This window comes from Exiguobacterium acetylicum, from assembly GCF_019890935.1.
In the GTDB taxonomy this organism is placed as follows: Bacteria; Bacillota; Bacilli; order Exiguobacteriales; family Exiguobacteriaceae; genus Exiguobacterium_A; species Exiguobacterium_A abrahamii.
Window position 1 is genome coordinate 2,546,256 of sequence record NZ_CP082333.1, and the last position, 23,482, is coordinate 2,569,737.

22 protein-coding genes are annotated in these 23,482 nt (G+C 50.6%); 6 read left to right on the forward strand and 16 right to left on the reverse strand.

Annotated features, from left to right (window positions below; genetic code table 11):
* Positions 1-32: 32 nt before the first annotated feature.
* From uvrA to K7G97_RS13340, 16 genes are all read right to left on the reverse strand, one after another.
* A complete protein-coding gene (gene uvrA / locus K7G97_RS13270; protein ID WP_035396286.1) occupies positions 33-2,888 on the reverse strand; it encodes an excinuclease ABC subunit UvrA in 2,856 nt (951 codons plus the stop codon).
* 1 nt (position 2,889) lies between these two features.
* Positions 2,890-4,857, reverse strand: coding sequence for an excinuclease ABC subunit UvrB (gene uvrB, locus K7G97_RS13275; RefSeq protein WP_023469235.1), 1,968 nt, complete (start codon positions 4,855-4,857; stop codon positions 2,890-2,892).
* Between the two features lie 203 nt (positions 4,858-5,060).
* Positions 5,061-6,224, reverse strand: a complete 1,164-nt coding sequence (locus K7G97_RS13280; protein WP_223040751.1) for a PDZ domain-containing protein — start codon at positions 6,222-6,224, stop codon at positions 5,061-5,063.
* Positions 6,225-6,246: 22 nt separating this feature from the next.
* Positions 6,247-7,671 carry a S41 family peptidase gene (locus K7G97_RS13285; protein ID WP_064299414.1) on the reverse strand — a complete coding sequence of 475 codons (1,425 nt, stop codon included), beginning with the start codon at positions 7,669-7,671 and terminating at the stop codon, positions 6,247-6,249.
* Between the two features lie 94 nt (positions 7,672-7,765).
* Complete coding sequence (locus tag K7G97_RS13290; protein ID WP_223040752.1) at positions 7,766-9,163, reverse strand: M23 family metallopeptidase; 1,398 nt, start codon at positions 9,161-9,163, stop codon at positions 7,766-7,768.
* 40 nt (positions 9,164-9,203) lie between these two features.
* Positions 9,204-10,103, reverse strand: a complete 900-nt coding sequence (ftsX, locus tag K7G97_RS13295) for a permease-like cell division protein FtsX (protein ID WP_058704575.1) — start codon at positions 10,101-10,103, stop codon at positions 9,204-9,206.
* A complete protein-coding gene (ftsE, locus tag K7G97_RS13300) occupies positions 10,093-10,779 on the reverse strand; it encodes a cell division ATP-binding protein FtsE (protein WP_029342495.1) in 687 nt (228 codons plus the stop codon). The genes ftsX and ftsE overlap by 11 nt, the downstream gene beginning before the upstream one ends.
* 194 nt (positions 10,780-10,973) lie before the next feature.
* Entirely contained in the window at positions 10,974-11,345 is a 372-nt protein-coding gene (gene cccB, locus K7G97_RS13305; RefSeq protein WP_223040753.1) for a cytochrome c551, read from the reverse strand.
* Between the two features lie 115 nt (positions 11,346-11,460).
* Entirely contained in the window at positions 11,461-12,330 is an 870-nt protein-coding gene (locus tag K7G97_RS13310; protein WP_023469242.1) for a YitT family protein, read from the reverse strand.
* Positions 12,331-12,427: 97 nt separating this feature from the next.
* Entirely contained in the window at positions 12,428-12,931 is a 504-nt protein-coding gene (locus tag K7G97_RS13315) for a GNAT family N-acetyltransferase (RefSeq protein ID WP_223040754.1), read from the reverse strand.
* Positions 12,931-13,698 carry a class I SAM-dependent methyltransferase gene (locus tag K7G97_RS13320; protein WP_223040755.1) on the reverse strand — a complete coding sequence of 256 codons (768 nt, stop codon included), beginning with the start codon at positions 13,696-13,698 and terminating at the stop codon, positions 12,931-12,933. Before K7G97_RS13320 ends, K7G97_RS13315 begins: the two co-directional genes overlap by 1 nt.
* Before the next feature lie 60 nt (positions 13,699-13,758).
* Positions 13,759-14,859: a peptide chain release factor 2 gene (gene prfB, locus K7G97_RS13325; protein ID WP_223040756.1), complete on the reverse strand. Its 1,101-nt coding sequence runs from the start codon at positions 14,857-14,859 to the stop codon at positions 13,759-13,761.
* A 68-nt stretch (positions 14,860-14,927) separates the two neighbouring features.
* A complete protein-coding gene (secA, locus tag K7G97_RS13330; protein WP_195864522.1) occupies positions 14,928-17,447 on the reverse strand; it encodes a preprotein translocase subunit SecA in 2,520 nt (839 codons plus the stop codon).
* Positions 17,448-17,450: 3 nt separating this feature from the next.
* Positions 17,451-17,579 carry a hypothetical protein gene (locus K7G97_RS17505; RefSeq protein WP_255343755.1) on the reverse strand — a complete coding sequence of 43 codons (129 nt, stop codon included), beginning with the start codon at positions 17,577-17,579 and terminating at the stop codon, positions 17,451-17,453.
* Positions 17,580-17,663: 84 nt separating this feature from the next.
* Complete coding sequence (gene hpf, locus K7G97_RS13335; protein WP_023469247.1) at positions 17,664-18,227, reverse strand: ribosome hibernation-promoting factor, HPF/YfiA family; 564 nt, start codon at positions 18,225-18,227, stop codon at positions 17,664-17,666.
* Between the two features lie 280 nt (positions 18,228-18,507).
* The gene (locus tag K7G97_RS13340) at positions 18,508-18,708 is read right to left on the reverse strand and encodes a cold shock domain-containing protein (RefSeq protein WP_023469248.1); all 201 of its coding nucleotides are present in this window, start codon (positions 18,706-18,708) and stop codon (positions 18,508-18,510) included.
* Positions 18,709-18,959: 251 nt separating this feature from the next.
* Here K7G97_RS13340 and K7G97_RS13345 point away from each other — a divergent pair, with 251 nt between their 5' ends.
* The 6 genes from K7G97_RS13345 to K7G97_RS13370 all read left to right on the forward strand — a co-directional run bounded on the left by K7G97_RS13345 (position 18,960) and on the right by K7G97_RS13370 (position 23,464).
* On the forward strand, positions 18,960-19,466 hold the full coding sequence (locus K7G97_RS13345; protein WP_029342501.1) for a competence protein ComK: 507 nt from the start codon (positions 18,960-18,962) through the stop codon (positions 19,464-19,466).
* Between the two features lie 108 nt (positions 19,467-19,574).
* Positions 19,575-21,428, forward strand: a complete 1,854-nt coding sequence (locus K7G97_RS13350) for a hypothetical protein (protein WP_223040757.1) — start codon at positions 19,575-19,577, stop codon at positions 21,426-21,428.
* A gap of 15 nt (positions 21,429-21,443) precedes the next feature.
* Positions 21,444-21,734, forward strand: a complete 291-nt coding sequence (locus K7G97_RS13355; protein WP_029342503.1) for an EscU/YscU/HrcU family type III secretion system export apparatus switch protein — start codon at positions 21,444-21,446, stop codon at positions 21,732-21,734.
* The gene (locus K7G97_RS13360) at positions 21,731-22,123 is read left to right on the forward strand and encodes a flagellar export chaperone FliS (protein WP_223040758.1); all 393 of its coding nucleotides are present in this window, start codon (positions 21,731-21,733) and stop codon (positions 22,121-22,123) included. Before K7G97_RS13355 ends, K7G97_RS13360 begins: the two co-directional genes overlap by 4 nt.
* On the forward strand, positions 22,120-23,010 hold the full coding sequence (locus K7G97_RS13365; protein ID WP_223040759.1) for a flagellin N-terminal helical domain-containing protein: 891 nt from the start codon (positions 22,120-22,122) through the stop codon (positions 23,008-23,010). The genes K7G97_RS13360 and K7G97_RS13365 overlap by 4 nt, the downstream gene beginning before the upstream one ends.
* Before the next feature lie 13 nt (positions 23,011-23,023).
* The gene (locus K7G97_RS13370) at positions 23,024-23,464 is read left to right on the forward strand and encodes a YaaR family protein (RefSeq protein ID WP_058705025.1); all 441 of its coding nucleotides are present in this window, start codon (positions 23,024-23,026) and stop codon (positions 23,462-23,464) included.
* The last annotated feature ends 18 nt before the right edge of the window (positions 23,465-23,482 follow it).

Consider the following 23,482-nt stretch of genomic DNA (forward strand, 5'->3'; position numbering starts at 1 on the left):
TTCCTTCCTACGAATCCTCATCCACAAAAGTTTCACGATTCAATTCGTGCCGCGTCGCGTTCAAGGACAGGTGCGAGGTATCGTCCCGTATAAGATGCTTCAACTTCAGCGATGTGTTCCGGTGTACCGGCAGCAACGATCGTTCCACCACCGTCGCCCCCTTCAGGTCCGAGATCAATCAAGTAGTCTGCCGTCTTGATGACGTCCAAGTTGTGTTCGATGACGAGCACCGTATCACCATTGTCGACAAGACGTTGCAACACTTTCAGGAGACGCGCGATATCGTGAACGTGGAGTCCTGTCGTCGGCTCATCGAGGATATAGATCGTCTTCCCAGTCGAACGTTTATGCAGCTCGGATGCCAATTTAACGCGCTGCGCTTCCCCACCGGACAGTTCCGTCGCGGGTTGACCGAGACGCATGTACGTCAGACCGACGTCAGCGATCGTCTGCAGTTTCCGCGTGATTTTCGGAATGTTCTCAAAGAAGGCGAGGGCATCTTCGACTGTCATCTCAAGTACGTCGGCAATCGTTTTGCCTTTATATTTCACTTCAAGTGTTTCGCGGTTGTAGCGTTTCCCGTGACAGACTTCACACGGAACATAGACGTCCGGTAAGAAGTGCATCTCAATCTTGATGATCCCGTCGCCACGACACGCTTCACAGCGTCCACCTTTGATGTTGAAACTGAAGCGTCCTTTTTTGTAACCGCGGAGTTTCGCTTCGTTCGTCGAAGCAAAGACGTCACGAATGTCATCGAAGACACCCGTATACGTTGCAGGGTTCGAACGCGGTGTCCGACCGATTGGTGACTGATCGATATCGATGACCTTATCGATTTGATCAAGACCCGTGATCCCTTTATGAGCACCCGGTTTTTCCTTCGCCCGGTTCATCTCGTGCGCGATCGTCTTATAGAGAATTTCATTGATCAACGTCGATTTCCCGGAGCCCGAGACACCAGTGACGGCGACGAACAGACCCAGCGGAATATCGACATCGACGTTCTTCAAGTTGTTTTCCGATGCTTTGTGGATATGAAGCATCCGACCGTCTGGCTCTTTGCGTGTCGACGGAACAGGAATGAACTTCTTCCCGGACAAGTATTGACCCGTCAGCGAGTTCGCATCCTGCATCAACTCCTCCGGTTTCCCGGCTGCCGTGACGAATCCACCGTGATCGCCGGCTCCTGGTCCGATATCGATCAAGTAGTCGGCTGCCATCATCGTGTCTTCATCGTGCTCGACGACGATCAGCGTATTGCCGAGGTCACGCATCGCCTTCAGTGTATTGATCAAGCGATCATTATCGCGTTGGTGTAAGCCAATCGATGGTTCATCGAGAACGTAGAGGACGCCCGTCAGACGCGAACCGATTTGTGTCGCAAGACGAATCCGTTGCGCTTCCCCACCGGACAATGTCCCCGCTGCGCGTGAGATCGTCAGGTAATCGAGACCGACGTTCTCGAGGAACGACGCCCGTTCGTGAATCTCACGGACGATCATCCGCGAAATCGTCTGATCCTTCTCACTTAATTTCTCCGGTAGTTCGTCGAAGAACATGACCGCTTGTTTAACAGACATCTTCGTCACTTCACCGATATGGTGATCGGATACTTTGACGGCGAGTGATTCCCGTTTCAAGCGGTGTCCTTTACACGTCGGACAAGCTTTCTTCGCCATGTAGCCTTCCATCTGTTCCCGGATATAATCAGACGACGTCTCCTTGAAGCGACGTTGTAAGTTGTTGAGGACCCCTTCGAAGTAGAGGTTCGTATTTCGGACCATCCCGAAATCGTTCTCGTAACGGAAGTGAATCTCTTCCTTCGTGTTTCCGTTCAAGATCGTTTCACGGTGTTCTTCTGACAATTGTTCGAACGGTGTATCCATATCGATCTTGAAGTGATCACAGACCGCTTTAAGCAATTGTGGATAATACTGCGAACTTGTCGGTTCCCACGCTACGATCGCCCCTTCGTTCAATGACTTATCGGGATGCGGTACGACGAGATCGACATCGACCTCAAGCTTCGTTCCGAGACCGTCACATGACGTACAAGCACCAAATGGTGAGTTGAACGAGAACATCCGTGGTTCAAGTTCACCGATTGAGAAGCCACAAATTGGACAAGCATGATGTTCACTGAACAACAATTCGTTGCCGTCCATCGTATCGACGATGACCCGACCATCCGCGAGGCGAAGTGCAGTCTCCAGTGAATCCGCAAGACGGGCTTCGACGTCTGGTCGCACGACGACACGGTCGACGACGACTTCGATCGAGTGTTTCTTGTTTTTCTCAAGCGTGATCTCTTCGGCGAGATCCATCGTCTCTCCGTTGACACGAACGCGGACGAAGCCTTCCTTCTTCAAATCGTCAAGCACTTTGACGTGCGTTCCTTTTCGCCCGGAAACGATTGGCGCGAGGATTTGCAGACGCGTCCGCTCCGGCAACTCCATCACTTGGTCGACCATCTGACTGATCGTCTGGCTCGAAATCTCGATTCCGTGATTCGGACAAATCGGTTTACCAATTCGTGCGTACAATAGACGCAAATAATCATAGATTTCTGTGACCGTTCCGACCGTCGAACGTGGGTTTTTACTTGTTGTCTTCTGGTCGATTGAAATTGCTGGACTCAGTCCTTCGATCGTGTCGACATCCGGTTTATCCATCTGTCCGAGGAACTGACGGGCATAGGCAGATAAACTTTCGACATAACGCCGTTGTCCTTCCGCGTAAATCGTATCGAAGGCAAGCGATGATTTCCCTGACCCGGACAAGCCCGTCAAGACGACGAGCTGATCGCGGGGAATTTCGACATCGATGTTTTGTAGATTATTGACGCGAGCGCCTTTGATGATAATCTGATTCTTCTTTTCTCCCAACTTAGGCACCTGCTTTCAATTCTAATATGAGGTCGCGGAGCTCAGCAGCTCGTTCGAACTGCATGTCTTTCGCCGCTTGACGCATCTCTTGGTCGAGCTGCTCAAGCAACGTTTCGCGCTCCGGTTTTTTGAGTTTGTTGAACTTCTCGAGTTTTTCGACAGTATCGTCGCTCTCGATCGTCGTACTGATGACACCACGAACGTCTTTTTTGATCGTCTGAGGCGTGATGCCATGTTCTTCGTTGAACGCCATCTGGATTGCGCGACGGCGTTCCGTCTCATCGATTGCGCGTTGCATCGAATCGGTGACTTTATCAGCAAACAAGATGACGTGTCCTTCCGAGTTCCGCGCCGCCCGACCAATTGTTTGAATCAGCGAACGATCCGACCGGAGGAACCCTTCCTTATCGGCATCAAGAATCGTCACGAGTGAGACTTCCGGAATATCGAGTCCTTCTCGTAACAAGTTGATCCCGACGAGGACATCGTATTTCCCGAGTCGTAAGTCACGGATGATTTCAATCCGTTCCAGCGTCTTAATCTCCGAGTGCATGTAGTTGACCTTGACACCATTCTCTTTCAAGTAGTCGGTCAAGTCTTCTGCCATCTTCTTCGTCAGTGTCGTCACGAGAACACGTTCGTTCTTCGCTACTCGGTCACGGATGTTATCCATCAAGTAATCGATTTGTCCCGTGATCGGATGAATCTCGATCGTCGGATCAACGAGACCGGTCGGACGGATGATTTGCTCGACCATCTCTTTTGAATGTTCGAGTTCATACGGTCCTGGTGTCGCCGAGATATAGATCGCCTGACTGACTTTTTCCTCAAACTCCTCGAACCGTAACGGACGGTTGTCTTTTGCCGACGGGAGACGGAAACCGTGGTCGACGAGGACTTGTTTCCGTGCCTGGTCCCCGTTATACATACCGCGAATTTGTGGCAGCGTGACGTGTGACTCATCGGCAACGAGTAAGAAGTCCTTCGGGAAGTAGTCGAGCAACGTATACGGTGTTGCCCCTTCCGGCATCAAGTTCAAGTGACGCGAGTAATTCTCGATTCCGGAACAATAGCCCATCTCACGCATCATCTCAAGATCATAGTTCGTCCGTTGTTCGAGCCGTTGCGCTTCAAGCAACTGATTGTCTTCACGTAACTTCGCAAGCTGGACCTCTAGTTCCTTCTCGATGTTCGCAATCGCTTTCTGCAGACGGGTATCCCCCGTCACGAAGTGGGACGCCGGGAAGATTGAGATGTGCTCGCGGTCCGCAACGATCTCACCTGTCAGCGGATCCATGTCACGGATCCGTTCGATCTCGTCACCGAAGAACTCGACCCGGACACACTGTTCGTCGCGTGACGCCGGGAAGATTTCGACGACGTCTCCGCGGACGCGGAACCGTCCGCGCTGGAAGTCGATGTCGTTACGCTCATACTGAATGTCGATCAGACGACGGAGCATCTCGTTACGCCCCATCTCATTGCCGACACGCAGGGACAAGACGTGGTTATTGTACTCTTCCGGGTTACCGAGACCATAGATACACGAGACAGAAGCAACGATCAAGACGTCCTCCCGTTCGAACAGGGCGGACGTCGCCGAGTGACGTAGTTTATCAATCTCATCGTTGATCGAAGAGTCCTTCTCAATGAACGTATCCGTCGACGGCACATACGCTTCCGGTTGATAATAATCATAAAAACTAACGAAGTATTCGACCGCATTGTTCGGGAAGAATTCCTTGAACTCCGAGTAGAGTTGCCCCGCTAGTGTTTTGTTGTGGGCAAGGACGAGCGTCGGTTTCTTGATTTCCTTGATGACGTTCGAGACCGTGAACGTCTTCCCGGTACCAGTCGCCCCAAGCAACGTCTGATGTCGTTCGCCTTGTTTTAGCCCAGTCACCAATTTTTCGATTGCCGTCGGCTGATCACCGCCTGGCTCAAATGGTGAAACGAGTTCAAAATCCATCGTTTGCTTCCCCCTCATCACGTAAAAAATCTATTTTTATTGTACCACTTTACGAACAAACATTCGATTATGAAGTGCTCCTTTTAGGAAGTTACCCTTTTTTTCGAAAATGCAAAAGTTTCTTTTTGCTTCGAGTGTTGACCCTCGATTTTTCTGCTAAAAAAATCCCCGTCACGGCTGTTCCGTGACAGGGATGTACTAATTTAATGCAAAGACCGCACTTTAGTGCGACCATGGACCGGCTCGTTGACGAACAGGATACCAAGTTCATGATGATCTTGTTCATAGAAGGCACGTTGCGCAAACCGGATGTCACCGTTATGGTTCATGACTTCAAGACGCAGATACGGTTTGTGTTTTTGGATGGCTTCGTAGAACGATGCTTCCGAATCGACCTTCTCACCATTGACCTTATAGATCGCTTCACCCGGAATCAAGCCCATCTCGGCAGCTGGTTTATCAGGTAGCGTTCCAAGAATGACGGCACCACGCGTTCCATTGAGGAACAATGGTGTCTGTGCCCGGTTCAAGCGTTTGACCCGCTGATGCAACACAATATGCAGGACGAGCAACAAGACGATTCCGTACAGCCATTCAGCTTGTCCGGTGACGTATGCAAGAACCGTCAATAGAATCGCGACGAGACTCGTGATCAAACGTCCTTGAACGAGCGGACGCATCAATTCTTTCGGCAACTTACCCGTAAAGAGGAAGCTGAAGCCGATTGGTAACCAAAGCACGATCGGAACGAGCTCTGGGAAGCTGTAACGTGGCCACCAGGCTTCAAGCACGTCACCCGGAACAAAGACGAGCAAAGGCAATAGCCAAAGTTTATTCGCTGACAGCCCACCGATGAAGCGACCACGCTTCGAAACGACGAGTGACGGTGACAGGCGTCGTTGCCCGCGCCACCAGACGAGGAGACATTCCGCGACAAGCGTTAACGTCGCAAGCAATAAAATCATTTTCGGCTCAACCGCTCGAACCGGATCAAGACGTGAATCCATTAGGAACCAGCCGGCAAGTCCAAGCAAGACGATCGGCCAAAGCGGTACGTTCAAGCGAACGATCCCGACCAACAACAAGACGCTCGAGAGCCCGAGTAACAACAGAGCGTATTGCGGCGTCAGCGTCAATACGAGCCAGCCACTGGCGACGGATAAGACGAGACCAATTAGTAACCCGGGTAAAAGTGTTTCGAGGACATCGCTTCGTTTACCGTGTGTCCGGGAGCGGAACAATCCGCGTTCCCGTTTGACACGCCGGATGCCGATGACCCAACTGACAAGGAGTGCTAACCACAAGGTCGGACTGGCGATGAGACTAATCGCGGTCCAACCAATTTCATCGAGTAATTCCACGCGCATTCAGACCTCTTTCCATTCCTTATTATTGAGCAGCGACCTCGAGTGCTTTTTTCCGCTGGACGTCATTCTTATCGTCCTCGAGTTTCTTCAGGAGACGCGTCTCCATCTCACCCGCTGTCTGCTGATCGATTTTTCCAGTGACGTCGAGTTTCGCATCCTTTTGCAAAGCTTCGACGGCTTGCTTCATCGTGTCACCGAAATATCCATCCTGTCCTTTTGGCTCGTAACCGATTGCTTCAAGGACGAGGTGTGCGTTTTCGACCGATTTACCGTAGTCACCGACTGCAAGTGACTTCTGATCAGTCAGGATCTTCGTGACGTTGAAGTACGCTGGTTGCTTGACTTCGATTGTTGGCTTGACGCCCTTTTTGTGGATCCAGTTGCCGTCCGGCGTCAGCCATTTGTTCGTCGTCAACTTCAAATCACTACCGTCCTTTAAATCGTACGCACTTTGGACGATTCCTTTACCGAACGATTTCGTACCGACGACTTCAGCTCCCGCTCCTTCTTTCAGACCGGCTGCCAGAATCTCAGAGGCGGACGCGGATCCGCCGTCTTCGAGCACGACGATGTTATAAGGTTTCTTCTCGTCTGCCTTCCCGAATTCCTGCTGCCGCTCCCCTTTATTGTTCTCGACTTGATAAATCGGAACGTCCTTCGGAATGAACGGTGCAATCATGCTTGAGACAGCCGTTAAGAGACCGCCCGGATTTCCGCGAACGTCGATGACGAGTCCATCGATGTTTTGACTCTCGAGTTTCGCGAGCCCCTTCTCGAACTCTTTAGCCGTCGGTTCTGAGAACTGCGTCACTTGCAAGACACCAATCTTCTTCCCGTTGACGTCCTCGGTCGACGTATAGACCGTTTCGATCGGAATCGTATCCCGTTTGATCGTGATGTCCATCGCGTCTTGTCCACTGCGCTGAATCGTCAGGACGACGTTCGTTCCTTTTTCACCACGGATTTTCTTGACCGCCTGATCCGTCTTTTGCCCTTTCGTCGACTTGCCGTCGATTTCTAAGATGACGTCACCCGGTTTGATCCCGGCTTTTTCAGCGGGTGATCCCTTAATCGGTGAGACGATGACGATCGACTCGCCTTTTTGTTCAAGTGTCGCACCGATTCCTTCGAACGAAGACGATAGATTCGTATTGAACGATGCCGTCTCCGACTCATCCATATAGACGGAATATGGATCGTCAAGCACTTCCGCCATACCGGACAACGCACCGTCCAGCAGTTCTTTATCCGTTACGTCCTCTAGATAGTTCTGTTCGATCATTTGACGGACCTGATCAACTTTTTTCCAATCACCCGTCGCATTCGCCGACGACGATGACGTCGAGACAGAATCCGTTCCGCCAGCCGCTAACATCCCGACGGCGCCTGCCCCTAAACCAAGCCCGAAGGTACTGACCGCGATGACTGCTGTTGTAGATTTTTTCACGCTTGATTCCCCACTTCCGTTAAAAAACGCAGTATTTTTTTCAGTATAGCAAAAAAAGATAGGTTACCCTATCTTTTCGGTATTCTATGGGATGTCAAAAGATGTACGGTGCCGGGTCCACTGCATTCGGTTGTCCGACCGCCCACTCTCCCTTATGCAATTCGAAATGCAGATGCGGTCCTGTTGACCAGCCGGTTGAGCCAAGCGTCCCGACCGTCTGACCGGGCATGACCGTTTGTCCCGCCGACACACTGATCGAGTCTAGATGCGCATAGACGGTCGTATAGACCTGTCTGTCGATCAAATGCGTCACCATGACGACATTTCCGTAACCGGTCGCACTACCGGCACGGAGGACGATCCCACCGGCTGCCGCATGAATCGGAGTCCCTTTCGCATTGACGAGATCGATGCCCGTATGCAACTCCGGTTTCCCTGTCAACGGATTGTTCCGCGGACCAAATGGTGACGACACATAACCTTTGACCGGTAAGTGGAATGGTCGACTGACGTCGACATCAACACTCGTATCCGGTGTTGCACTTGGCGTCTCGGTCTCTGGAACCGACGTTTCTGTTTTAGGTGTCTCTGCTTTCGATGTCTCTCCTTGTTTCTGTTCCTGTTGCGCCGCTGCCTCTCGTGCAGCTTCTGCGGCTTCCGCTTGACGTTTGACTTCTGCTGCTCGTGCCGCTTCTTCGGCTTTGCGTTTCGCCTCTTCTTTTGCTTTTCGTTCCGCTTCTTGTAGGGCAATTAGTTCGTTTTGGATCAGACGACGCTGATCCGCGAGGATTTCCGCCTCTTCGGCTTTCGAGAACTGCTCTTGTTGTAGTTCCTTGACCTTCGTGTTCAACTGGACGACGAGCTTTCGCTTCAAATCAGACTCCGCGATGATCCGCGTCTGAAGCACGAGCAACTTCCGTTGTTCCTGTTTCATGCTCTCCAGTAATAACGCTTGTTCCGAGCGTTGTTCGTTCAGCTGCTTGACGTTCGCCTTATAGGCTTGCAAGACGTTATCGTCTTGCTTGATGATCTCACTGACCGTACTGAAACGCGAAATCAAATCACCGAAATCCTTCGCGTCGAGCAAGACCTCGATGTATTTGACATCTCCTTTTTGCTGAACGGCACGCAATCGGCTTCCGAGCAACTCTTCTTGCTGATGCAGTTCCTTCAACGTCTCGGAAATCGCTTCTTCCGTCAGACGCAATTGTTCCTTAGATGCAGCAACAGCCGCTTGTTGATCGGCTATTTTAAGCGCTAAATCATCCAAACGGCTGTTGACTTCATCCAGTTGCGCACGGGCTTCCTTGCGCTCCTGTTTCGTCAAGATTAACTTCTCTGATGTCTGATTCTGTGATCGTTCCGTCTCTTTTAGACGACTTTCGACCTCCTGTTGTTCCTTCAGCAAATCTTCTTTCGACGTGGCATCAACGGACACACTAGTTCCAATCAAAGCTAAGCTCAGGACGGCAGAATAGAATCGGACTTTCATGAGAAGCATCTCTCCTCTATTTTATTTTTGAGTGAATCCCTTAAATCTTCAAGAAACGACCGAGTGATGTCGTTGATCCCCATACACCGATGAATGCACCGAGTCCGAGCAGGATCAAGACGACTTGTGCCGACAATTCACCTGGTGGAATCAGCGAGAAGATTCCCGCATTCACGGTAGCAAGTTGGGGTTGGATCGCGTTGTATGAAACTTCGTAACCGAAGTAGACGACGACGATCGGGATGATGGCACCTAATATACCCATCAATAATCCTTCGACGAAGAACGGTGCACGGATGAATCCGTTTTTCGCTCCGACGAGGCGCATGATCTCGATTTCCCGACGACGGGAGAAGATCGTGACTTTGATCGTGTTCGAAATGAGGAACATTGCCATGAATGTCAATCCGACGATCAGGATGATTCCACCGATCCGAACTCCTTCAAGGAAGTTAAACATCTTTTTAACATAGTCCTTACCATATTCGACACTATCTACATTTTCCATTTTTTTGATGGAATTTGCAAGTGTTTCTGTCTCTTTTGGTGAGGTAGCTTTGACGATATATCGGTCGTGAAGTGGATTATCCTTTTCAACCGACTGATAGGCTTGTGAGCCTTCGCCAAGTTGCTCCTTGAAGCGGTCCAGTTCTTCTTCTTTCGAACTATAACGAACAGAGTTGACACCCGGCATCTGCTTGAGGGAATCACCTACTGCATCAATCTTCGACTGGTCTGCTTCTCGTTCGACGAACACTTGGATTTCAACGTCTTTTTCGACGTTATCGGAAATCTTGTTGACGTTGAACATGAGCATTGCGAATATTCCTACGAGAAGTAAAGTGACGGTAACAGCACTGACAGAAGCGAATGTCATCCAGCCGTTCCGGACGAGACCTTTTGCCCCTTCCCGTAAATGACGGAATCCATTAAACTTCATAGCCGTACATTCCTTTCTCTTCGTCTCGGACGATTTTTCCTCCGTCGATCGCTAAGACACGATGACGCATCTTGTTAACGATGTCTCGGTTGTGTGTCGCCATTACGACCGTTGTCCCACGGCGATAGATTTCTTCGAATACTTCCATGATCTCCCATGCTGTATCCGGGTCCAGGTTCCCAGTCGGCTCATCGGCGATGACGAGTGACGGACGATTGACGATGGCTCTCGCGATCGAGATCCGTTGTTGTTCGCCCCCAGATAATTCATCCGGATAGTTACGCTCTTTATGCTTGAGCTTCACGAGATCGAGGACCTCGAGAACTTTCTTCCGGATTTGCGATTTGTCTTCTCCTACGACTTCTAGCGCGAAGGCGACATTTTCATAAACCGTCAATGACGGGAGTAGTTTGAAATCTTGGAAGATGACGCCGATTTGGCGACGAAGTTCGGGGATTTGACGGTTCTTCAGCTTACCGACTTCGATTCCTTTAAATAAAAATGAACCGCTCGTTGGTTTCTCTTCGCGGTACATCATTTTCATGAATGTTGATTTACCCGCACCCGACGGACCGACGATATAGACGAATTCGCCTTGATTGATCGTCAAATCGACCTCACGGAGTGCCGTGACGCCGTTCGGATAAATCTTACTGATTCGTTGCATCTTGATCACGTACTTCACATCCTTACTTATTTACTGATGCTGAATGGATAGGTCCAAAAACCTACCGACCACCATTATAACAGGGACAAAATTGAACGCACATTACAATCAAATGTCATTTCAGGCGATTATACCACAAAAAAGAGGTACGAATGACGAACACATGTCGTGTGTGTCATCTCGTACCCCATCATATCCCATAATTACTTTTTATCTGCGAGCCAGTCAGCAACGGCAACGATTTCTTCATCCTCTTTGAGGATTCCAGCAGGCATTTGCCCTTTACCGTTCTTAATGATTTTTTGAATCTCTTCTGAAGAATATTTCGAGCCGACCTTCGTCAGGTTCGGTCCGACATTCCCTTCAAGATTGTTCCCGTGACACGATGCACAGTTGTTCGCGAAGATTTTTTCCGCATCAACAGCTGTTTCCGTCTTCGACGAATCATCGTTCATCGTCGACTCTTCTTTGGTACTTGACGAATCGCTAGAGCTTGAGTCGTCACTACCGCCACATGCTGCAAGCGCGAGTGTTGTCCCTAACCCTAACGCGAGTAACAAGTTTTTCAGCTTCATCCGGATATCCCCCTCTTGTAAGTATCTACATAAACACTTCTGACCTAGTTAGAGTATAACCGTTATCCGGAAGAGTTAAGCGTGATTTCACAAAAACTTCACGAGTTCGGAACAATTACGGCACATTGCGGTAGCGTTTATCATCCGTGAAGCCGAGACCGAGTACTTCATGCGCTTCACTGACGACGAGGAACGCTGACGGGTCGATGTGTTTGACGATTTCTTTTAATGTCGTGATCTCTCCTTGACGAACGACGACCATCAACATCGGTTTCCGTGTCCGTGTGAACGCACCTGCCGCCTCGATCTCCGTCGCCCCGCGATCGAGCGTCTCGAAAATTTCCTTCACTAACGCTTCCCGTTGATCGGAGATGATATAGGCGAGCTTGTCGTTCGTGATCCCGAGCTGGACGACGTCGATCATCTTGATGGTGATGAATAAGGCGACGAGCGCATACAGTCCAATCTCGAGCGAGAAAATCGTAGCTGCACTGATGACGATCGTTCCGTCGAGCAAGGCGATACAGAGATGAAGCGGCAATTTCGTGAAACGATGTAGGATTTGCGCAATCAAATCCATTCCCCCAGTCGACGCTCGTCCCCGGAAGATCAGACCGAGTCCGATCCCGACACCGGCACCGCCGAAGATCGCGGCAAGCATCGGATTCATCGTCGCAGCCGGAACATCGAACCGTTCGTAGACGAGGATGACGACCGGTAAAAAGATTGAACCGACAAGTGATTTGACACCAAAGCCCATCCCGAGGATCATCCACCCGATTGCGAGCAAGACGACGTTCGCGACGAGCTGGAATAAGCCTGGTGAGATCCCGAACAAATCATTCAAGACGATTGATAAGCCACTGACGCCTCCTGAGGCGAGTTGATTCGGTGCTAAAAATAAACTAAAGGCACTTGCGACGAACAAGGACCCGATTAACAAATACGCATAATCGCGCACGACTTCCTGACGTGTCGATGTCATGACATTCCATTTCCCCTTATCGATTGATTCTCGTGTTTCATTTTAGCGGAAAAGTCAGACAACGACTAGAGAGGCGGAACAACTCACAGTGTTCCCTTTATACCGCACTAAAGGGCGGACTGTAGCGGACGATGCCACTAACACCACGCAACCCATTCCGTTCAAGTGCAAGGACGAGAAAGACCTCTGGCGGAACGGGGAACGGTGGCTCAATGCCGTAGTCGATCGCCCGTTCGAAACCGAACTGTGGATAGTAGCTGTCGTGACCAAGCACGACAATGTGTGATTCGCCAGCATCCCGCGCATCCTCAATCACTTGACGGATCAACTCAGAGCCAATCCCCTTTCGTTGCCACGCGGGCAGGACGCCGACTGGTGCTAAGGCAAGTGACGGAATGTCATCGATATGGATCCGGCTCAAGAGAATATGACCGACGATTTCCCCTTTGTCAGTCACAGCGACGCGACCGAAGACTGGTTGCGCCGCATCGTCCTCGCGTAACGCATCAACGAGGTTCGCTTCGTTCGGTTGCTCGAACGCTGCTTCATGGACAAGCCGGATTCCCGCTGCATCCTTAAAGCCTTCTTTACGAATGATCATCAGCTATTGCTCCCTTCGAGTGGTTTCGTTGCGAGTAGCGTGAACTCGGACGGAATGTTCTCACCGTTCCAGCCACGATGCTCGTCGAATCGTTCTAATGTGAAACGCGTTGCGATGACGCCGTTTAAAATCTCACTCAGCGTAAAGTAACGGACGGAGACGTCCGGAAAATCGACTTGCTCCTCGTCCGTAAAGTGTGTCTTATATGCCAGGTCACCCGCTTGTAACGCTTGATCGAAATAACGCGGTCGATACGTCAAATCCGCATCGATCCAGCGACCGACTGGATGAAAGTCGCTAAGGATTAACTGTCCACCGGGTCGCAAGATTGTAAAGAGAATTTGCAGAAAACGCTCGAGATCCGCAAAGTAATGCAAAATCCCGCCTTCTAAGTAGAGGAGATCAAACGTATTGCGATATCGTTCAAGATCAATCGCATATAGATCGCTGACGACATAGTGGATTGATGTCTCAGCATGCTGCGCCAGTTCAAGCGCATACTTGGCATTCTCCTCTGAGATATCAAACACGGTGACGTCTGCCCCGAGTAACGCTAACGGCACCGCCTTGCGTCCGTTCGAACCATAGATGTTCGCAATCGTCTTCCCGGCGACGTCTTCGAAATGACGACGATGCTTCTTCAAACATGCGGCTGGATCTTGTTTGATGATCGCCGCATATTCTGCCGGTGTTCCATCGCGTTTCTCCCAAAATTCATACGCCCGGTACTCCCACGCTTGTTTGTTGATTCGACTTTGCTCCTGCATCACTGTTCCCCCTTTGACGGTCAAAAAACCAGTCGAACATCGTCCGACTGGTTGGTTGTCTTACATATTCATCAGACGGAGGTACGCATCGATGAAGCCCATGATGTCACCATCCATTGCTCCTTGCGTGTTCCCGACTTCGTAGTTCGTCCGGTGATCCTTGACCATGCTGTATGGGTGGAAGACGTACGAACGGATTTGGCTACCCCATGCGATATCCGATTTTTCACCACGGATTTCGTCGAGTTTCTTTTGTTGCTCTTCGATTTCGCGTTGGTAGAGTTTCGCTTTCAACATCTTCATTGCCGCTTCACGGTTTTTGATCTGCGACCGTTCTTGTTGACATGAGACGACGACACCTGTCGGAACGTGGGTGATCCGGACAGCCGAGTCCGTCGTATTGATGTGCTGCCCACCGGCACCAGAGGCACGGTACGTATCGATCCGTAAATCTTCCGTACGGACTTCGATGTCGATGTCATCGTTGAATTCCGGCATGACGTCACACGAGACGAACGATGTATGACGGCGACCTGACGAGTCAAACGGTGAGATCCGGACTAAACGATGGATCCCTTTTTCGGCTTTTAAGTATCCATAGGCATTGTGCCCTTGAATACGGAGCGTGACCGATTTGACACCTGCTTCATCACCCGGTTGGTAGTCCATCGTTTCGACTTTCCAGCCTTGCTTGTCGCAGAAACGTTGGTACATCCGCAACAGCATCGATGCCCAGTCTTGCGACTCGGTACCACCCGCACCTGGGTGTAGCTCGAGGATCGCGTTGTTCGCGTCATATTCGCCGTTCAAGAGGATTTGTAGTTCGAAGTCTTCGAACTTCTTCTTGAGGTCTCCAAGTTCTAACTCGAGCTCTTCTTGAAGATCCGCATCCGGCTCTTCCTTGATCAATTCGTACGTCAAAGCGACGTTCTCGTGACCTGCTTCGAGTTCTTTGTATTTGTCGACCATCGCTTTTAAGCCGTTCGACTCATCGATGACTTTTTGTGCCGATTCCTGGTTGTTCCAGAAGTCTGGGTACGTCATCTCGTTTTCAAGTTCTTCGATCCGGGCAATCTTCGACTCGAGGTCGAGTGATGCCTTATATTCGTCGAGTTTCTTTTCCATCCACTCGGCGGTGTTGCGAATTTCTGCTAATTCCATGTGTTCCACCTTCTCTTTCCGTGAAAAGAGGCAGGAATCTCCTGCCTCTCTTTCAGTCGATTCATCACTTATGCCTGACGGCCGTGACAGTTCTTATATTTCTTACCGGATCCACACCAGCACGGATCGTTGCGTCCGATTTGATCGTTTGGATTTTTCCGGACCGGCTTTTTCTTGACCGCTTTATCTTCCTTACCCGAAACCGCGACTTCGTCTTGAACGACTTTTTCGCGTTTGAGGTTTGGATCGAGATCTGCCCGAAGGACGAATTGCGTCACTTCTTCAGCGATCGCAGCGTTCATCGCATCAAACATCATCGAACCTTCCGATTGGTATTCACGGAGCGGGTCGTTTTGACCGTATGCCCGGAGGTGAATCCCTTCACGGAGTTGATCCATTTGATCGATGTGGTTCATCCAGTGTTGGTCAACGGCACGAAGAACGATGACTTTTTCGAACTCATCAAATGCTTCGGCTGGTACTTCTGACCGTTTGTGCTCGTAGTGTGCGAATGTCCGCTCTTTGAGCAACTCGATGATTTCTTCGCGTTCTTTTCCGAAGAGGTCGCTTTCCGTGACCTTCTCTTCGATTGCAAGCGTCTGGTTCGCCCATTCCGCAAGCGCACCGATGCTCCACTCTTCCGGAACGAACTCGACCGGCGTGTACTGATGGACGCCTGCTTCGATCGTCTGCTCGATCATCGGACGGACGATGTCTGACACGGAACCCGCATCGAGAATCGCTGCCCGGTCCGCGTACATGACTTTCCGTTGGTCCGCCATGACGTTATCGTAGCCGAGGACTTGTTTCCGCGCATCAAAGTTGTTGCCTTCGACGCGTTTTTGAGCTGATTCAACGGCACGAGACACCATCCGGCTCTCGATTGGTTGTGAATCATCCATTCCGAGACGATCCATCATCGATTGCAGCGAATCAGAACCGAAACGACGCATCAATTCATCTTCAAGTGACAGATAGAATTGTGATGCCCCTGGGTCCCCTTGACGACCGGCACGACCACGGAGCTGGTTATCAATACGGCGTGATTCATGACGCTCTGTTCCGAGGATGTAGAGACCGCCTTTTTCCAATACACCTTGACCGAGCTTGATGTCGGTACCACGACCCGCCATGTTCGTTGCGATCGTGACCGAGTTCGCTTGACCGGCGTTCTCGATGATTTCCGCTTCACGCGCGTGGTTCTTCGCGTTCAAGACTTCGTGACGGATGCCACGTTTCTTGAGGATATTGCTGAGTAACTCCGACGTCTCAACGGCAACCGTACCGACGAGGACAGGCTGTCCTTCGCGGTGGGCACGTTCGATTTCGTCTGCGACGGCAGCGAACTTCCCGTTCATCGTCTTGAAGATTAAGTCCGGCATATCGTTTCGGACGACTGGTTTGTTCGTCGGAACCGGTACGACGTGCATGTTGTAGATATTACGGAACTCTTCTTCCTCCGTCTTCGCTGTACCCGTCATCCCGGCAAGCTTTGTGTACATCCGGAAGAAGTTTTGGTACGTGATCGTCGCAAGCGTCATTGATTCGCGTTGAATCTCGACGCCTTCCTTCGCTTCGATCGCTTGGTGCAGACCTTCTGAGTAACGACGCCCTTCCATGACACGACCTGTGAACTGGTCGATGATCATGACTTCGTCTTCACGAACCATATAGTCGACGTCACGATGCATGACGGCATTCGCCCGCAGTGCGAGGCTCAAGTGATGGTTGAGTGAGACGTGCTCAAGACCAAACAGGTTATCGATGCCGAAATATTTCTCAGCGCGGTCGATCCCTTGCTCCGTCAACAGGACACTCTTCGTTTTGATGTCGACCGTGTAGTCTTCATCTGCTTTCATGATCTTCGCGAATGCATCTGCTTGCGAATAGAGCGCTGTCGATTTCTCAGCAGACCCTGAAATGATGAGTGGTGTCCGCGCTTCATCGACGAGGATTGAGTCGACTTCATCGACGACAGCGTAATGGAGCGGTCGTTGAACACGGTCTTCTTTATAAAGGACCATGTTGTCACGCAAGTAGTCGAAACCGAACTCGTTGTTCGTTCCGTACGTGATGTCACAGCTGTAGGCTGCTTGTTTTTCCTGACGTGACATGCTTGAGAGATTCAAGCCGACTGATAAACCAAGAGCCGCATAAAGAGGCTCCATGATGTCACGGTCACGTTTTGCGAGATATTCGTTGACGGTAACGACGTGAACGCCGTTGCCAGCGAGGGCATTCAAATACACAGGGAGTGTTGCAACGAGCGTTTTACCTTCCCCGGTTTTCATTTCAGCGATGTCCCCGTTGTGCAGGACATATCCACCGATCAACTGAACGCGGTAGTGGCGCATGCCGAGAACGCGTGTCGAAACTTCGCGACAGACCGCGAAAGCTTCCGGTAAAATATCATCTAAGTCTTCTCCGTTAGCGAGACGCTCACGGAATTCAACGACTTTTCCTTCGAGTTCTTGATCCGATAACGCACCGATTTGTGCCTCGAATGCTTCCACAGCGTCTGCTGCTTTTTCGGCTTTCTTCAGGACACGTTTCGTTGGTGCAAATAATTCTTTTAGAAAATTAGCCATGCCTTACAGTCCCCTTACTTCGAACGATTCTTTGAACGAACAGAATTCCGAGATTTTTCCTTTATTCAGTGTACCGAATACGACGTCAAATTTCAACAAGCGGACCGAGTAGCGGTCTCGGTCTTTCGTCATAGAGCAAACGTACCTTGTTTAAAAATAGTTTTCCATCATATCAAAAAGGGACTCGCCCGTAAGAGCGAGTCCCTGTTGCATTCATTATTCTGGTTCAATCAAACCGTAACGACCATCCTTACGACGGTAGACGACGTTCGTGTTGCCCGTTTCTGCGTCTGAGAAGACGAAGAATGCGTGTCCGAGCATGTCCATCTGAAGAATCGCTTCTTCCGTGTCCATTGGTTTGAGTGTGAAACGCTTCGTCCGAACGAGTTCGAGTTCTGCCTCGTCCTCTTCATAGACTGGCGCTTCCGCTTCCGGTCCTTCGAGCGTTTTGAAGTACTCTCCGATGCCGCCTTCTTTAGCGCGTCCTCTCCGGTTCAACTTCGTTTTGTGTTTCCGGATTTGACGTTCGAGCTTATCGACGACGAGGTCGATTGCTGCATACATATCGCCATTGATATCCTCTGCACGGAGCAAGAGGTTTGGCATTGGAATCGTCACTTCGACTTTTTGCTTCTCATTGTTGACTTTGAGATTGACATAAGCCGTTTGCGCTTCCGTAGGAGTTGTAAAATAACGAGTTAACTTTTCAAGCTTTTTCTCGACGTAATCCTTGAGAGCATCTGTGACGTCCAAGTTTTCACCGCGAATGTTGTAGATCATGTAAACTCCTCCTTAAGTAACCGGTTGAACCTATGAATTCGAGATACTTCAGTCGTTTCCTTCTGAATATTCGAAATTCTTTGGTTCGTTTTTATTATAGCACGATAAGTGAAGGAAGACCATGAAAACGATGACATTGTCATGAACATTCCTACCTGTTCTTAGCGTACGATAATATTGAAGCATGTTGATGTTAACGTATATACCCGTTTTGATCGAACTCAAAACAAAAAACCGCTTTTAGGCGAATAGCCTAAAAACGGTGGCGGCTGCTATTGGATTAGATCTTTGAAACGTTCGCAGCTTGTGGACCACGATCGCCTTCAACGATTTCAAATTCCACTTCTTCGCCTTCTTCAAGCGATTTGTAACCATCGACTTGAATCGCTGAGAAGTGTACGAATACGTCTTTCGCGTCAGACGTCTCGATGAAACCATAACCCTTTTCAGCATTAAACCATTTTACTTTACCTTGTTCCATTCGAATTCACGTTCCCTTCGCAAACCAGAGTTCGAGAGCAAGCTCTCTACGGCTTAGTCTATCAAAAGAAGGAATTATTGACAATTAAAAATTCTGATTAATTTGAATTCATTCCGAAAAATGAATAATATTCCCTACTTATTGGTCTATATTTTAAAAAATTACGTTGTCATTACAGTTGTATTATTGTATTATATCGTTAGTAATTACCTATTTTATCCATTGTCCTATCTTAAGGAGGATGTAGTCGAATGCGACCATTCCATAATGACGAAAAGTATCGAATCACGAAACGGACGGTGGCGATTCTCCCGTGCTACGACATGATGAAGCAATCCATCATCGTACTCGAGGATGGCTCGACCATCATGACACCGCTTCGGCCGTATCAACTACTGCAGCTTTCCTGCAGGCAATACAACAGTTCCATTGAGGAACGCATCGTGACAGCAAAACGTGTCGCATCTGTAAAAGGAAAAGTCCCAGTCGTCATTGAACCGACACTTGGCCTCGTGTTTTTCCCAACGAAATCACCGAAACGTGATGATTGCGAGTGGTACGCTTGGAGCCACATGTCCGAAGTCATCGAGGAAGACGGACAGACGAAGCTCAAGACTCGTAATGGCATGATCCTTCCCGTAAACGCCTCTCCTTACATCGTCCGCAACCAAATGAAAGCAACTGGCGAGCTGATGGCTCGTTATCAACAATTGAACGCGATGACATTAGAGGAACGCTTTAATGCAATCAAATCTTAAGCAGTGAACGTAAAAAAATCAGGGTTGGGCGATGAATTCGCTCAATCCTTTTTGGTTTCTGCCGATATATAATGAGATGATAGTTTTAAAAAACAAGGAGGCTTCTCGATGAACATCCAATTGAACCCGGCACGTCCGGCGCAATCCCCTGGTCAGGCGCCGCTTTCGGAGACGAAGACCTATAAAGGTACGGTCCTTGAGCAGACCGGTCCACATACGGCTCTCGTCCAGGTCGGTCGGGATAAGATCGAGATGACCTTCACGGGCGACGTCCCAACAGGTGATTTCCAGTTCAAGGTCAAAGGACAGACCGCAGAAGGTTACTTGATCGAACAACTGACACCCGCGACACCGGATGCGGAAACCCCACCTGTCCTGTCCGTTCCATCAAATGTTGATCCTGCTTTGCTAGAAGGCGTGCCGGCTGAACTAAAGCAAGCCGTTGCGAAGTTACTCGCAAGCGGTCAACTGCCGCAGACACCGGAAATCGTCGCTCAGCTCGTGACGGCATTGCAAGGCACGTACAAGAACTTAGCACTCGAACTCGTGTCGCGACCGGACACGACACTGCCAGTTGACGCCGACGTCTTGATCGCGAGTCTTCTGGCGACGACGGAAGATTATCCGGACGTCCTGCCGGAACGAGACGCCTTAAAGGAGCAGCCGACGTTTGAAAAAGCCGTCGCGCTGGACGTCGCTCGCGTCACACTACCGACGCAACGCGAGATCGAGACAGCGTCGCCCTTGCATATCCGGCAATACATTGAACACCTTCCAGCGGAAAAACGCCCGGCACTCGTCGCTACGCTCGAACGAGGCGATGTCGAAACCGTTCGCAAACAACTGGCGCCCTACTTCCCGCAAGTGCCGCTTGAGCCGAAGACGAGCGTCCGCGAGCAACTGATTGGTCTAACGGCACGGGCAAGTCAACCGGAAGCTCAAGCAGGGCAAACGGCACAGGTCCGGTCTGCCTTGACGCTTGTCCGTGAAGTGACGCCACGCCTCGCTGAGATTACGAATGATTTCAAGAGCCAACAGCGAACGATCGTCTCACAACTCCGGCAAATCGAGCCGCTCGTCGAGACACGTCCGGTCCAAATGGTCGCCGTCATCGAGAGCACGGCGCAACGCTTAAAACAAGTCTTCCAGCAAACGGATGCTTTACTGCATACCTCGATGAAAGATGAAAAACAGCTGATTCATTTCTTATCGAAACTCGAGCGGGGTGCGGAACTGGCATTACTCGGACGCGGTACGGAAGCTAAAGCCGTCTTACAGGAAGTCCGAGTCGCCTTTGAAGCGTTCCGCTATGCGCCAGCGAACGTTCGTCCGACCTACTTACCGGAGATGCAAGGACTGCCGCCGCAAGCACCAACGCTGCCAACGCAAGTCGCAACAAAAGCCGTTCCATATGAGCCGCAACAGAACAGCCCGCGCCTCTTGCAAGAGACCGTCCAAAAGACACTTCAGCTTCAGACGGCGGAACTGAAACTGAATACGCCGGCAGCGAATCCGGAAGCCGCCAAACTGCAGACGTTCCTTGCAGCACAACAGCAAGTCAATAAACCGGACAGCCAGCAACAGTTGAACCAGATTCTGCTCGCACTACCGGTCCAACTCGTCGAAGCGACGGCAGGACTCCACGTTCACTTGCAAAATAAACGTCCGGACGAAGTGATCGACTGGGAAAACAATACGTTATATGTCCAGCTCAACACGCCGCGCCTCGGTGAAATCGGTATCCGCGTTGAGACCGTCAACCGAAAGATGCAGATCACGATTGAAAATGATTTTCCCGTTCTTGAACAACTGGCGACCCCGTTCCTCGACCGAACGACGGACGCCTTACAAGCGACTGGTTACCAAGACGTCCGAATCCAGTTCCGTCCGTTCACGCGTGAGCAAGTGACGGAGACCGTCAAGCAAGACGAGACGCCACGTGGCTACGACTATCGTATCTAAAAAGGAGAGACCGTTATGTATCAGAAAATCGATTTAACCGGACGTAAGACGGCTGCCGTCCTCCGTTACGATGAAGCATCCGGTCAAGCACCGGTCGTCGTCGCTCGCGCAAGCGGACAAGCCGCCGATCGCATCCTCCAAGAAGCACGAGCAAACGGTGTCGCGATCGAACACGATACGTCACTGCTCGGTCACTTACTCGATCTCGACCTCGGGACGGCAATTCCCCCGCAACTATACGACGTGATGGCAGAACTGCTCTTATTGATCGAAGAACTCGACAATGCGAAAGGACGACAAACATGACAGAACAAGAACTCTACGCGATGACCCCGCAACAGCTGACGGAAGTCATGCTGACGGGGCTCGTCCTACAATATGATCGCACCACGATTGCGCGTGACGCGAATCGCTTTGACGAAGTCAACGAACGTTTACAAAAAGCCTATCAGTTACTCGACAAACTGCAGGCGGGACTGCATGACGACGGTGGCATCATCACCGCACAACTCGATGCCCTCTACCACTATCTTGCCGAGCAGACGTTACAGGTCTATAAGACACCAAAGGTCCTCGACGAACTACTCGAACTAGCAGAAGACTTACGCGTCACTTGGCAAGCGGCACAGACCGTCGATCGACCACTCGTGCGCGCCGCACATCATCAACGATACGAAGGGATGGAATACGAATGAGAATCACGAATAACGTCCAAGCCTTGAAGGCTTATCGCAACCTCAGCATCAACCAGACGAACGTCAAGACGACGATGGATAAACTGTCGAGCGGTCAGAAAATCAACCGAGGTGCCGATGATGCAGCTGGTCTCGCGATTTCAGAGAAGATGCGTAATCGCTTGAAGGCGCTCGATAAATCGGAACAAAACGTCCTTGATGGTATTTCGATGGTCCAAACGATCGAAGGTGGTTTAAGTGAGACGCACAACCTATTGCAACGGATGCGCGAACTCGCCGTCCAAGCTGGCAACGGCACGCTCGCAACGGAAGACCGGACAGCAATCCAAGAAGAGATCAACCAGCTGACGAACGAAGTCTCGCGGATCGCACAAACGACGCAGTTCAACGGGAAGGAATTGTTGAGCGGCAAGTTCAGCGATGCCGACAGTGCCCTGTTCATCCAAACGAATGCGGGTGCCAACGAAGGCATCTCGATCACGATTGACGATATGCAAGCTCTCGCGCTTGATATCAGTTCAACGACACAAACGAATCCTTTGATTCGTCCGCTTGATTTCCCGAGTGGTAGTGCACCCGAGTACGCCCTTAGCGTCATGACGGCAACGGACGCAAACGACGCAATCAGCCGGTATACGAAAGCAATCGATACAATCTCCCAGCAACGGGCACAGCTCGGCGCGATCCAGAACCGGTTCGAAGCAACGTCGTCCGTCCTCAGCGTCAGCGTCGAGAACTTGACGGCATCGGAATCACGGATTCGCGATACCGATATGGCGCGTGAGATGATGGAATATGCGAAATACAACATCCTTAACCAATCGGGGATGGCAATGATCGCTCAAGCGAACGCCCTACCGCAAGGCGTCTTACAATTACTCAACTAAGGAGGCAGACCCGATGGATATCCGCCGCATCCAAGAAACGCAACGACTCCAGTCCTTAAAAGGTGGTCCCCGTGAAGTCGAAGCGTCGACGACGTTCTCTGCCTTGATGCAAGAGAAGCGCGACCACAAAGGTTACGAGCGCCTGCAACAAAAGCTCGCGCTCGTCGAAGAACACGGGCAACTGCTCGCTGAAAGTCAGACAATCGAGCACCTTGAAAGCTATAAAGAAAAAATCAAGGACTTCTTAAAAGATGCCCTCGACCAATCGCAACAACTCGAAGAGAAGCGTGGCTTCAACCGCCGCGGTCGGACGAAGATTTATAAGGTCGTCGAGCAAGTCGATGCGAAGCTCCTGCAGTTGACGGATACGGTCATCTCTGGCGAATCGCGACGGCTCGATATCCTCGACCAAGTCGGCGAGATCAAAGGCATGCTCGTCAACGTCTTCGTGTAATCTAGAATTAGAGGAGTC